Raw genomic sequence first — 10,912 nt, forward strand, 5'->3', positions numbered from 1 at the left:
TCGTCAGCTCTCCTTGGTCTGTGTGGCGTTCGTCTCGGGGCGGCGCGCCCTATTCCTGCGCCACTCGGCCAACTCGCGAAGGAGCTTCTTCGCCATCGGGAGACCATTGCCCTCTGCTGACCCGTACGCTTGCGCGAGGGCCTCCCGAATGTTCGGAACTCCCCGCGCCTGGAGGTCGTCGACGAGGTTGCCGAGGGTGCCATAGAAATCGTCGATGTCATCCTGAGTTACACCGCGTTGCCGCCGGTCGGGACGCATGGGTACTCGCGGCTGTGTCATGGCGCCTCCGGCCTCTCTCTGTCCGTCAGCGAGGTTCTGAAGGACGCCAACCGCTTCTGTCCCCGATCCGCGCCCGAAGGCGCCTCCGGGCATCATCGCGCCTAGTGCGCGGGCGACACGTTCGCCCGGAATGCACGCTAGGAGCTTCTGCGTCATCGGCACTGCCTGCCGATCGGTCAGGTTGATGATTCTGATGCTCGTAAGTGCGGGGCGTCCGGCGACGAGGTCGACGGTTGCGTTCAGTGCGTACTCGGGTCGCCACGGTGCCCGGAAGCCCTGAATGAGCCACCCGTGCTGGTTGTCCAATGTGATCCGCAGGTCTGCCATGACCATAGTGTAACCCAAAACATGCTCCAGGGGTACAGAAGTGGGCTTTGCTTGCGTCAGGACGTCGCGAAGAAGGCGTCTCAGGCACCTGATTGGAAGGTAAAGCCATGGTCATCAAGCTCTCGGAAACTGCCGTCGAGAAGAAACGCCGTGAGGCGGCACAGTTGGCGATCCGTGAATACGACGCCGTAGACATCCCCACGGCAGCCTCAGCCGTTGGGCTCGCCCCTCGTGTCATTCAGGAGAAGGTCGCCGAAGGCGGAATCCCGTCGTTCCGTATCGGCCGCTCGATCCGCATCCCGACGTCGTACCTGCGTGACCTGCTCATGATCGAAGCGAGCGAGAAGTGAACCCCGCCGCGACCCCGGTAGCCGACCCCCTCACGCCCACGATGCGGCAGGCCCTCGCCGAAGTGCACCAGCTTCGTCGCGAGTCGGGGCGGCTGTGGCTCCGCGCTTACGCGCCAGAGGTCCGGCAGGAGTTCCTTCTCGACCGTCTCGCCCGAGTCGCCGAGCTGGAAACGCTCGACGAGCGTGGCGACCTCGATGACTACTGGACGCGCGTCATGGGATCGCTCGGCCAGTCGATGGGCGACATCCGCCAGCCGGTAGAGATGTTCGTTCCTGTCGCGCACCTCGACGAGCCCGAAAGAAGCGCGGCATGAGCGCCGCCGTCGAGATGAACGCCAGACTCGCCAGAGCGCGCGAGATGGGTTCCTACGACGACCTTTCCGAGCGCGACACCTCCGGGGTTTTCGTAGGTGCGAGCCGGTTCGACGCGGAATGGCTCATGAGTCAGAACTTTCCGCCCATCTCATACGTGATCCCCGGAATCCTGCCCGAGGGGCTATCGATGCTCGTCGGAGCCCCGAAGGTCGGCAAAAGTTGGTTCGTTCTCGACCTCGCGTGCGCGGTGGCTACTGGTCGCGACGCTCTCGGCGCTATCGCTGTCGGCGACGCCCGCCCGGTCCTCTACCTAGCACTGGAGGACGGCCAGAGGCGCCTTCAGGATCGCATTCGGGCACTCGGCGCTCCCTGGTCAAGGAACCTCGTGTTTGAGGTCTCAGCGGGCCGTGACGAGGTGCTAGATCACATCCACGAGTTCATGGAACGTCATCACGAACGTAAGCCCGTCGTATTCCTCGACACGCTCGGCAAGGTCATGCCGCCCGCCACGGCAGGGGAGACCGACTATGCACGCGACTACCGCGTGGGCGGTGCCCTAAAGGGGCTTGCGGACGACGTGCCGGGAGCTGCGATCGTCGTCGTGCACCACACCCGCAAGGCCATGTCAGACGACTTCCTCGACTCGGTCAGCGGCACTCAGGGTCTCGCCGGATCCGCCGATACGGTCATCGTCCTCCGCCGCGAACGGACGAAGGTGAACGGCGTTCTCTCGGTCACCTCACGCGATGCGCCCGAAGGGGAGTATCAGCTGATTTGCGATGGCGTTCGTTGGATGCTCGATGGTGACGATCTCGCCCAAGCGCGTGAGGCGCTCGCCGAGTCGCGGGCTGTAGGGAATCTCGGGGATCGATCCGCCGAGGTCCTCCGCTACGTCAATGACAACCCCGCCGGGGTGCGGGCCGCAGACGTAGAGGCCGCTCTCGATATTGCGGATGCCCGAACGCTCCTCGGACGTCTGTACGACTCGGGCCGGATCCAGAAGCCCGCACGTGGTCTGTACACCCCTGTTGCAAGCGTTGCAAGCGTTGCAAGTGCCGAGGGGAGCGGCTCTGCCGATGCAACACATGCAACGGATGCAACACCGCCTGGGCGGGACGCAACGTGCGCAATTGACGGATGCGACGCTCCACCCGTGCCCGGCAACTACGGGACGTGCAAAGACATGGGCGATGAGCACCTCGTGTTCCGCTCCGACACCGAAGCGGGGGTGCTCCGATGAGACCGCGCCCTCAGCCGCCAAAGCCCGCGAGCCGATCCGGCCTGCGTCATTCGATCACTCACGACGTGCGCGATGTGCTCGCGCGCATCCCCGACGACGCGTCAGTCGCTATCGCTCAGAACGCGCTCTATCCGGCGGGCATCGCCATGCCGTACCCGGTCGTCGAGTCGTGGCTCGACGAGATCCGCAACGAAGGAGAACCCCATGACCAGTGACAACGCCATCACGGCGCCCTCGCGGATCATCGATCCCACCCTGTGCGACGAATGCGGCCACGAGCTGACGCTCACGCGCGGCGCCCTCGCGGCAGGGCTCAGGCACCCGCTCTGCGCCCTCAGAGGCACGCTCACGGCCTCCGCGACCGTCGATGATGCGGAGGCCCTCGCGGTGCGCTCGTGGCGCGTGCAGACCGTGCGAGAGCGGCTCGCCCGAGCCCGCATGAAAGGGGCTCGATCATGACCGCCAGACAGCGCGACGCATTCGGCAGGCCGCTCACTGCAACGCTCGTCGCTGCCGACGCTTGCCCCGACTGCAACGCCGACGTGTCGGTCGTCGAGATCGAACCGGGCGTGTACAAGGGCACGATCCTCCACGACGAGACATGCCCGTACCTGAGTGCCCGAGAGCAGCGCATCGCGAGAGCACGCGAGGGACTGCGCGATCGGGGGCTCCGATGATGATCTCCACGATCGACCCGCGCGACATCGCCAAGCGATCGGCCTACCCCATGGAGCGAGTGCGCGAAGTGCTCGACGGCCTCGTCAATAAGGGCGTCCTGCGCGAGTACGGCGGGATCTACTTCCGCGCCTCGACCGATCAGACCCGGCACGAGATCGAGGAGTACCTCACGCATGAGATCCGCCTCGGATTCATGCTCGCCGCCGTCAACACGACCACGAACGGAGACACGAAATGACCAGTCAGAAGTACGCCACCCTGCCCGAATCGATCTGCCGGACCTGCGGCGACAAAGTGCGCGCCGGGAGCGGCGAGAGCGACGGCCTGCGCACCGTCGACGAGCGCGGGACTGTCGTCCTCCTCGCCGAGGCCGACCGTCCGGGCGGAGGTCGCGTGACCGACCCGCCGCACGCCTGGACTCGCACCTGCGCGCGCTGCGCAGGGATGACCGACGCGGAGATCGTCGGCGAAGTGACCGGGCTCGACGACACGACCACTCGTGACGTGCTCGCGATCACGCACCCCGTGACGGCCGAGCGAACCCTCACGATGGTTATCGACGGGCTGCGCGTCCCCCATGTCACGGCCGAGACGCTCACCGAGCGGACAGGCTCGCGGTGGGCGCACCTATCCGCGGAAGACCGTCGCGAGATCCGGGCACAGGTCATCCGTTGGCGCCCGCGCACCGGCCTCCACGAGGACACCGAAGGGCGCGGTTCGTGCGCGCTGTGTGGCGCCCAGCGGGCCGAGAGGTGGCTCGACGACGCGGAGCCGCTCAACTGGGACGACGGCTCGCCTGCCGCCCTGTGTGGGCCGTGCGGCAGCGTGTGGAAGCGGCGCGGGCGGCCAGGCCGCGGAGCATCCCGACGCCTCGCCGCCGTCGGCATCGAAGCCTCAACTGGCCTGAGCTTCCTGGGGCTCGACGAGACCGACGACGCCGAACGGTTCCGCTGCTACATCCAGGTGCCAGACGCGAGCCCAGACGAGGGATACGCCGAACCGTGGGCGTACTCGCCGAACGTCGCCGACTTCCGCGAGGAGACGTGGACCGCGCACCCGTCTCTCGCGCCCGAGACCGACCGCGAGCGGTTCGAGTCCCTCCGCGCCGCAAGAGACGCGGAGAACGCCGCGCAGAGGTCGGCGCAGGCCATCCCCGCCTGGACCCTCGCGTAGCGCCGATACGACGAACGCCCCCGAGAGCTGACCAACTCGGGGGCGTTCCTCATCCCGCAAGGAGGGTAGCGGGAACCTAGGCAGGATCGTCATCGACCCCCGCGACCAACTCGCGACCATCGCGGAACGTGAGCACCTCGGCGACAAGCTCGTCGATCTCACGATCCGTCTCTAGCGACACCTCGGTGCGCGTCGGCGCATCCAAGCCGTCGAGCGCCGCCTGACGCTGCATCACAGCAACCGCCGCCCGCACGGCGCCAGGACGCTGCTCCAGCGCATCCGCAAACGCCTGCTTCCACAACGCCTCGCCCCGCTCACGCGCCAGCTCGCGGAGCTGCTCACGATCCGGCTGCGGAACGTCATCGAAGAAGTTCTTCACCGCACGATGAGCACCCGGCGCGTCGCTGAAACCGACCTGATCGGCGATCTCCTCCCATGTGAACCCGGCCACGCGTAGTGACCAGGCTTCACTGGCTCGGCGAGCGGCGTCCGCTTTCACCGGTGTCTTTGGCAGCTGGTTGGCACGAGGCATGTCTCTATTTTAGCTTGTGATCAGGTATTTAGCCTCGTGTCGCGAATGCGGCTATTCGACGCCGTCGAGGAAGATGAACGCATCGGGGTCCATGACGGCAGCGATTCGCCACGTTCCGCCGGGGGCGTCTTCGGTGGGGACCGACACGCAGACGTTGCCGTCGGCTTTCGCGCCGGGATACATGACGCCGACGTCGCGGAACGCGTTGGGCATCATCACGATGCAGGCTGTGCCGTACAGGTAGGGGTAGCTGTTCCCGCCCGCGGTGACATAGGTGATGTCGAGAGAATCGACCGGCGATGCACCCTCAGGTTGTGATTCCTCGACCGCTTCGACGTGGAACGGCGCGACGATGTACGAGTGTCCATCGTCTGGCGCGGGGTTGTACTGGTCGTGCGGCTGAATCGTGTTCTCCCAGCCGTTCGGGTCGCTGGCGCCGACGGCGAACTTCCACATTGAATCGCTCGCGTACTGCGTGAGCGTGTCGACGGGGATCGGATTCTCGCGAGTGCCCGCTGCGGGCTCAGGGTCGGGCGTCGGGGTCGGCGTTGACGTCTCCACAGGCTCCTGCATCGGCGTCTGCGCTTCCTCCGTCTCGGAAGCGGCTGGAACGTCGACAGGCTCCTGCATGGGCGGACTCGTGCATCCGGTCAGCGCGAGCGTCGTTGCTGCGAGCGCGAACAGGGCGTTGCGGGCGTGATTGGTGCGCACGGGGTATTCCTTTGTGATCGGCGAGCGGACAACTCGCGGTGCTGTGGGCCGTCACACTACTCGGCAGGGGCGACACTGCGGAACCATCCCGATCGCCCAAACCTCGCGAACATGCGGAGGGTGAATCCCCGCGTTTCGGGTGCCGCGTTTTCGAATCGGCAGGGGTAGGGGGCGTGCCACCCGCGTGCCATAAGGAGTGGCACGAAGGTGATTCAGCCTGCTACAGGATGCAACGTCGACGAGGGGGCTTGATCAACTCCTGCCTGACATCGTGGGGATGACGGTTCACGCCGGTACCAGTCTTCCAAACTGGTCACGCGAGTTCGATTCTCGTCATCCCCTCACGTAGCCGAGGCTCCTGCTCGTCGCATAGCGACTTCGCAGGGGCCTCGCGTCGTATCGGTCGCGGGGGCGTCCCCCGGTGTCGCCGTCGGCAGTCGGATGGCGTTCACGCCGGCAGCACAACGCAGTCGATCTGGGGGCCGACGCGGCGGCAGGCCCGAAGTTCTGCGGGACACGCGCCACGCCTCATCCGGATCGACTGCATCGTGTTGTCGAGGCCGCCTGTGAGGAGCGGGGGCTCGCGTCGGCTAGACTCGTCGAGGCCGTTTCGTGTTCCCGATCGTGCGGAATCCGCGGGGCGTAGCTCAGCTTGGTAGAGCGCCCGCTTTGGGAGCGGGAGGTCGCAGGTTCGAATCCTGTCGCCCCGACATCCGGCCCACCCCAGACCTCAGCCCGTGGCGCAGCTCGTCGTGGGCGACGCAACAAGGAGAAGCGAACCAGCATGGTGAACACCACCGTCGAGAAGCTGGGCCCGACGCGGGTCAAGCTGCACATCACGGTCACGCCCGACGAACTCAAGCCGAGCATCGACCACGCCTACTCGCACATCGCGAAGGACGTCGAGATCCCGGGCTTCCGCAAGGGCAAGGTGCCGGCTCCGATCATCGACCAGCGGATCGGTCGCGGCGCCGTCATCGAACACGCCGTGAACGAGGGCCTCGACACGTTCTTCCGCGAGGCGGTCGTCGAGAACGAGCTCCAGATCCTCGGTCGCCCGCAGGCGGACATCACGACGTGGCCCGCCGAGAAGGACTTCTCGGGCGATCTCGAGGTCGACATCGAGGTCGACGTCGCGCCCGAGTTCGAGGTCCCCGACCTCGAGAACCTCACCGTCACGGTCGACGCCGTCGAGGTCGACGACGCGGCGATCGACACCGAGCTCGACGAGCTCCGCGCGCGCTTCGGCACGCTGGTCCCCGTCGACCGCCCGGCCGCGAAGGGCGACTTCGTGGAGCTCGACCTCGTCGCGACGATCGGCGATGACGAGATCGACCGCGCCGAGGGCGTCTCCTACGAGGTCGGCTCGGGCGAGCTGCTCGAAGGCACCGACGAGGCGATCGACTCGCTCACGGCGGGCGAGGAGACGACGTTCCGCTCCAAGCTCGTCGGCGGCGAGCGCGCCGGCGAGGAGGCCGAGGTCCAGGTGGCCGTCAAGGCCGTCAAGGAGCGCGAGCTCCCCGAGGCCGACGACGACTTCGCCCAGATGGCGAGCGAGTTCGACACGATCGCCGAGCTGCGTGAGTCGCTCGCCGAGCAGGCGAAGCAGAAGAGCACGTTCTCGCAGGGTTCGGCGGCGCGGGACAAGCTCGTCGAGCAGCTCCTCGAGGCCGTCGAGCTGCCCGTTCCCGCCAGCGTCATCGAGGACGAGGTGCATCGCCACCTCGAGCAGGAGAACCGCCTCGAGGACGAGGAGCACCGCGCCGAGGTGACCGAGGCCAGCGAGAAGCAGTTCCGCACGCAGCTCCTGTTCGATCGCATCGCCAAGGAGCTCGACGTCCAGGTCTCGCAGGACGAGTTCACGCAGTACCTCATCCAGGCCTCGAGCCAGTACGGCATGAGCCCGCAGGACTTCATCCAGGCGCTGCAGCAGGGCAATCAGCTGCAGGCGATCATGGGCGACGTCGCGCGCAACAAGGCGATCTCCGTCGTGCTCGGCAAGGCCGAGGTCGTCGACACGAACGGCGACGCCGTCGACCTCACGGGCTTCGTCCCCGCCGAGGACGACGAGGTCGACGAGGTCGACGAGTCGGATGAGTCGCCCGAGGACGGCGCAGAAGACGCCAAGTGATCTGATCCGATCACGTGCCGAGAGGGCCGCTCGCCAGCATGGCGGCGGCCCTCTCGCCGTGTCACGACACCGCACCGTATGCCCACGGCGAACACGGCCGGAGCCGCACGAGGCCGCCGGTAGTGTCATATCGACGCCACACCCGAATGGAGTGAGAATGCCTGAACCGCTGATGGCACAGAGTGTCTTCGACCAGCTGCTGAAGGACCGGATCATCTGGCTGGGATCCGAGGTCCGCGACGACAATGCGAACGAGATCTGCGCCAAGATCCTCCTGCTCGCCGCCGAGGACCCGAAGAAGGACATCTACCTCTACATCAATTCGCCGGGCGGGTCGATCACCGCCGGCATGGCCATCTACGACACCATGCAGTTCGTGCCGAACGACATCGTCACGGTGGGCATCGGCATGGCCGCCTCGATGGGACAGCTGCTGCTCACGAGCGGCACGAAGGGCAAGCGCTACATCACGCCCAACGCGCGGGTCCTGCTCCACCAGCCGCACGGCGGCTTCGGAGGCACCGCGAGCGACATCCAGACGCAGGCCCAGCTCATCGTCGCGATGAAGAATCGCCTCGCGGAGATCACGGCGGCGCAGACGGGCAAGACCGTCGAGCAGATCAACGAAGACGGCGACCGCGACCACTGGTTCACGGCCGAGGAGGCGCTCGAGTACGGCTTCGTCGACCACATCCGGGAGAGCGCGACCGACGTCGCCGGCGGCGGCGGCACCGAGCGCGAGTCGAACTGATCAAGCAAGGGACTTCTCTGACGATGCACACTCCATACACCCCCACGCCCCAGGGTCTGCAGGTTCCGTCGAGCCGCTACATCCTCCCGCAGTTCGAGGAGCGCACGGCGTACGGCTACAAGCGCCAGGATCCGTACAACAAGCTCTTCGAGGACCGCGTGATCTTCCTCGGCGTGCAGGTCGACGACGCGTCGGCCGACGACGTCATGGCGCAGCTCCTGGTGCTCGAGAGCCAGGACCCCGACCGCGACATCATCATGTACATCAACTCGCCCGGCGGCTCGTTCACGGCCATGACGGCGATCTACGACACGATGCAGTACATCTCGCCCGAGATCCAGACGGTCGTGCTCGGGCAGGCGGCGTCGGCGGCCTCGGTGCTGCTGGCTGCCGGCGCACCGGGCAAGCGACTCGCGCTGCCGAACGCGCGCATCCTCATGCACCAGCCGGCGATCGGCGGATCCGGTCACGGACAGGCGTCCGACATCGAGATCCAGGCGGCCGAGATCTCGCGCATGCGCACCTGGCTCGAGGAGACGATGGCGCGGCACACGAACAAGTCGGCGGCCGAGGTCCACAAGGACATCGACCGCGACATGATCATCGGTGCGCAGGAGGCCGTCGAGTACGGCGTCGTCGACCAGGTGCTCACGACCCGCAAGCGCGGGCCGGTCAGCTGACCCCGACTCCCGCGCACGCACCGCGCCCCGCCCGGTCCTCCGGGCGGGGCGCGGCGTCGTCGGGCGACGCGCCGGGACCGGCGACACTCCGCTGCGTTCGTCTGTCGGAGGCCTGGACTAACCTGGAAGAACACCGCGACCAGACCTCGAGGGAGTGATGGCATGGCCCGAATCGGCGAAAGCGCCGACCTGTTCAAGTGCTCGTTCTGCGGAAAGAGCCAGAAACAGGTACAGCAGCTGATCGCGGGCCCCGGCGTGTACATCTGCGACGAATGCGTCGAACTGTGCAACGAGATCATCGAAGAGCGCATGGCCGAGTCGGCCGGCGACGGCGAGGTCGCCGAGTTCGATCTGCCGAAGCCGCGTGAGATCTTCGACTTCCTCGCGGAGTTCGTGGTCGGACAGGATCGCGCCAAGCGGGCCCTGGCCGTGGCCGTCTACAACCACTACAAGCGCGTGCGCGCGGGCGGCGAGCTCAAGTCGGCGGATGAGAAGGCCGAAGAGATCGAGATCGCCAAGAGCAACATCCTCATGCTCGGCCCGACCGGCTCGGGCAAGACCTACCTGGCGCAGACGCTCGCAAAGCGGCTGAACGTCCCCTTCGCGGTCGCCGACGCGACGGCCCTCACCGAGGCCGGCTACGTGGGCGAGGACGTCGAGAACATCCTGCTCAAGCTGCTGCAGGCCGCCGACTACGACGTCGCGCGCGCCGAGCAGGGCATCATCTACATCGACGAGGTCGACAAGATCGCCCGCAAGGCCGAGAACCCGTCGATCACACGCGACGTCTCGGGCGAGGGCGTGCAGCAGGCGCTGCTGAAGATCCTCGAGGGCACGACGGCGCAGGTGCCGCCGCAGGGTGGTCGCAAGCACCCGCACCAGGAGTTCATCCAGATCGACACGACGAACGTGCTGTTCATCGTCGCGGGCGCCTTCGCGGGCCTCGACGACATCGTGTCCTCGCGCGTCGGGCGCGCGGGCGTCGGCTTCGGCGCACCGCTGCAGTCGAAGAACGGCAACGAGGCGCTGTTCTCCGAGGTGCGACCAGAAGACCTGCACAAGTTCGGGCTGATCCCCGAGTTCATCGGGCGACTCCCCGTCATCGCCGCCGTCGAGCCGCTCGACCAGGATGCCCTGGTCGACATCCTCACGGTGCCGCGCAACGCGCTCGTGAAGCAGTACCAGCGCATGTTCCACATCGACGGCGTCGAGCTCGACTTCGACGAGGAGGCGCTCCGCGCCATCGCCGATCTCGCCGTGGACCGCAAGACGGGCGCCCGCGGGCTCCGCGCGATCCTCGAAGACGTTCTCGGGCCGATCATGTTCGAGATCCCGTCGAACACCGACGTGGCGAAGGTGCTCGTGACCCGCGCCGCCGTCGAGGACGGCGCCGCTCCCACTGTCGTGCTCCGCGAGCGTCGCAAGTCGGCCTGACGCCGGCGCCGCGCGCCACAGACGATGCGGCCCCCGGTTCCGTGAGGATCCGAGGGCCGCGTCGTCCGTGCGACGTCAGTCCATCGGATCGAACGTCGACACGGTCGCGGCGCCGTCCGCGTCGACGGTCACCTCGATCCCGCTGTCGAGCTCGGCGATGGGACGCGACTCGAGCCACGTGAGGGTCCACATGGGCAGGGGGCCCACGCGCGGCAGCGCCGCCTCGACCCTCGCGATCTCGTCGCGCATGACCGCCGGGATCGTCGGCGGGGGATCCCCGCCGGCCTGCCATCGGGTGCCCAGCTGCATGA

16 protein-coding genes and 2 tRNA genes are annotated in these 10,912 nt (G+C 67.0%); 14 read left to right on the forward strand and 4 right to left on the reverse strand.

Going from position 1 to position 10,912, the window contains the following annotated elements:
• Nucleotides 1-3: 3 nt before the first annotated feature.
• Nucleotides 4-606: a hypothetical protein gene (locus tag GB932_RS19180; protein ID WP_197517313.1), complete on the reverse strand. Its 603-nt coding sequence runs from the start codon at nt 604-606 to the stop codon at nt 4-6.
• A gap of 107 nt (nt 607-713) precedes the next feature.
• Here GB932_RS19180 and GB932_RS05295 point away from each other — a divergent pair, with 107 nt between their 5' ends.
• From GB932_RS05295 to GB932_RS05330, 8 genes are all read left to right on the forward strand, one after another.
• Nucleotides 714-956, forward strand: a complete 243-nt coding sequence (locus GB932_RS05295) for a helix-turn-helix domain-containing protein (protein ID WP_156759639.1) — start codon at nt 714-716, stop codon at nt 954-956.
• Nucleotides 953-1,270, forward strand: a complete 318-nt coding sequence (locus tag GB932_RS05300) for a hypothetical protein (RefSeq protein ID WP_156759640.1) — start codon at nt 953-955, stop codon at nt 1,268-1,270. Before GB932_RS05295 ends, GB932_RS05300 begins: the two co-directional genes overlap by 4 nt.
• Nucleotides 1,267-2,511, forward strand: coding sequence for an AAA family ATPase (locus tag GB932_RS05305; RefSeq protein ID WP_197517314.1), 1,245 nt, complete (start codon nt 1,267-1,269; stop codon nt 2,509-2,511). The genes GB932_RS05300 and GB932_RS05305 overlap by 4 nt, the downstream gene beginning before the upstream one ends.
• 65 nt (nt 2,512-2,576) lie before the next feature.
• On the forward strand, nt 2,577-2,726 hold the full coding sequence (locus GB932_RS05310) for a hypothetical protein (protein ID WP_156759641.1): 150 nt from the start codon (nt 2,577-2,579) through the stop codon (nt 2,724-2,726).
• Nucleotides 2,716-2,970: a hypothetical protein gene (locus tag GB932_RS05315; protein WP_156759642.1), complete on the forward strand. Its 255-nt coding sequence runs from the start codon at nt 2,716-2,718 to the stop codon at nt 2,968-2,970. The genes GB932_RS05310 and GB932_RS05315 overlap by 11 nt, the downstream gene beginning before the upstream one ends.
• Nucleotides 2,967-3,188: a hypothetical protein gene (locus tag GB932_RS05320; RefSeq protein ID WP_156759643.1), complete on the forward strand. Its 222-nt coding sequence runs from the start codon at nt 2,967-2,969 to the stop codon at nt 3,186-3,188. Before GB932_RS05315 ends, GB932_RS05320 begins: the two co-directional genes overlap by 4 nt.
• Nucleotides 3,185-3,427: a hypothetical protein gene (locus tag GB932_RS05325; RefSeq protein WP_156759644.1), complete on the forward strand. Its 243-nt coding sequence runs from the start codon at nt 3,185-3,187 to the stop codon at nt 3,425-3,427. The genes GB932_RS05320 and GB932_RS05325 overlap by 4 nt, the downstream gene beginning before the upstream one ends.
• Nucleotides 3,424-4,362: a hypothetical protein gene (locus GB932_RS05330; protein WP_156759645.1), complete on the forward strand. Its 939-nt coding sequence runs from the start codon at nt 3,424-3,426 to the stop codon at nt 4,360-4,362. Before GB932_RS05325 ends, GB932_RS05330 begins: the two co-directional genes overlap by 4 nt.
• Before the next feature lie 76 nt (nt 4,363-4,438).
• Here GB932_RS05330 and GB932_RS05335 read toward each other — a convergent pair whose 3' ends face one another.
• Nucleotides 4,439-4,894 carry a hypothetical protein gene (locus GB932_RS05335; RefSeq protein WP_156759646.1) on the reverse strand — a complete coding sequence of 152 codons (456 nt, stop codon included), beginning with the start codon at nt 4,892-4,894 and terminating at the stop codon, nt 4,439-4,441.
• Nucleotides 4,895-4,945: 51 nt separating this feature from the next.
• On the reverse strand, nt 4,946-5,605 hold the full coding sequence (locus GB932_RS05340) for a hypothetical protein (protein ID WP_156759647.1): 660 nt from the start codon (nt 5,603-5,605) through the stop codon (nt 4,946-4,948).
• 273 nt (nt 5,606-5,878) lie between these two features.
• Here GB932_RS05340 and GB932_RS05345 point away from each other — a divergent pair.
• The 6 genes from GB932_RS05345 to clpX all read left to right on the forward strand — a co-directional run bounded on the left by GB932_RS05345 (nt 5,879) and on the right by clpX (nt 10,601).
• Nucleotides 5,879-5,947: transfer RNA gene (locus GB932_RS05345), tRNA-OTHER, on the forward strand.
• 294 nt (nt 5,948-6,241) lie between these two features.
• A tRNA-Pro gene (locus tag GB932_RS05350) sits at nt 6,242-6,315 on the forward strand.
• Between the two features lie 74 nt (nt 6,316-6,389).
• Entirely contained in the window at nt 6,390-7,736 is a 1,347-nt protein-coding gene (gene tig, locus GB932_RS05355; RefSeq protein ID WP_156759648.1) for a trigger factor, read from the forward strand.
• Between the two features lie 157 nt (nt 7,737-7,893).
• Nucleotides 7,894-8,487: an ATP-dependent Clp protease proteolytic subunit gene (locus GB932_RS05360; protein ID WP_197517315.1), complete on the forward strand. Its 594-nt coding sequence runs from the start codon at nt 7,894-7,896 to the stop codon at nt 8,485-8,487.
• Between the two features lie 23 nt (nt 8,488-8,510).
• On the forward strand, nt 8,511-9,167 hold the full coding sequence (locus GB932_RS05365; RefSeq protein ID WP_156759650.1) for an ATP-dependent Clp protease proteolytic subunit: 657 nt from the start codon (nt 8,511-8,513) through the stop codon (nt 9,165-9,167).
• A 162-nt stretch (nt 9,168-9,329) separates the two neighbouring features.
• On the forward strand, nt 9,330-10,601 hold the full coding sequence (gene clpX, locus GB932_RS05370; protein WP_156759651.1) for an ATP-dependent Clp protease ATP-binding subunit ClpX: 1,272 nt from the start codon (nt 9,330-9,332) through the stop codon (nt 10,599-10,601).
• A gap of 75 nt (nt 10,602-10,676) precedes the next feature.
• Here clpX and GB932_RS05375 read toward each other — a convergent pair whose 3' ends face one another.
• Nucleotides 10,677-10,910, reverse strand: coding sequence for a hypothetical protein (locus tag GB932_RS05375; protein WP_156759652.1), 234 nt, complete (start codon nt 10,908-10,910; stop codon nt 10,677-10,679).
• Nucleotides 10,911-10,912 lie beyond the last annotated feature (2 nt).

Origin of the sequence: Microbacterium karelineae (assembly GCF_009745985.1) — a bacterium.
GTDB lineage: Bacteria > Actinomycetota > Actinomycetes > Actinomycetales > Microbacteriaceae > Microbacterium > Microbacterium karelineae.

Bases quoted from the DNA above. Each gene is read 5' to 3' on its own strand.
- GB932_RS19180 (WP_197517313.1), bottom strand. From the start codon at position 606: ATGGCAGACCTGCGGATCACATTGGACAACCAGCACGGGTGGCTCATT.
- GB932_RS05295 (WP_156759639.1), top strand. From the start codon at position 714: ATGGTCATCAAGCTCTCGGAAACTGCCGTCGAGAAGAAACGCCGTGAG.
- GB932_RS05305 (WP_197517314.1), top strand. From the start codon at position 1,267: ATGAGCGCCGCCGTCGAGATGAACGCCAGACTCGCCAGAGCGCGCGAG.
- GB932_RS05315 (WP_156759642.1), top strand. From the start codon at position 2,716: ATGACCAGTGACAACGCCATCACGGCGCCCTCGCGGATCATCGATCCC.
- GB932_RS05320 (WP_156759643.1), top strand. From the start codon at position 2,967: ATGACCGCCAGACAGCGCGACGCATTCGGCAGGCCGCTCACTGCAACG.
- GB932_RS05325 (WP_156759644.1), top strand. From the start codon at position 3,185: ATGATGATCTCCACGATCGACCCGCGCGACATCGCCAAGCGATCGGCC.
- GB932_RS05330 (WP_156759645.1), top strand. From the start codon at position 3,424: ATGACCAGTCAGAAGTACGCCACCCTGCCCGAATCGATCTGCCGGACC.
- GB932_RS05335 (WP_156759646.1), bottom strand. From the start codon at position 4,894: ATGCCTCGTGCCAACCAGCTGCCAAAGACACCGGTGAAAGCGGACGCC.
- tig (WP_156759648.1), top strand. From the start codon at position 6,390: ATGGTGAACACCACCGTCGAGAAGCTGGGCCCGACGCGGGTCAAGCTG.
- GB932_RS05360 (WP_197517315.1), top strand. From the start codon at position 7,894: ATGCCTGAACCGCTGATGGCACAGAGTGTCTTCGACCAGCTGCTGAAG.
- GB932_RS05365 (WP_156759650.1), top strand. From the start codon at position 8,511: ATGCACACTCCATACACCCCCACGCCCCAGGGTCTGCAGGTTCCGTCG.
- clpX (WP_156759651.1), top strand. From the start codon at position 9,330: ATGGCCCGAATCGGCGAAAGCGCCGACCTGTTCAAGTGCTCGTTCTGC.
- GB932_RS05375 (WP_156759652.1), bottom strand. From the start codon at position 10,910: ATGCAGCTGGGCACCCGATGGCAGGCCGGCGGGGATCCCCCGCCGACG.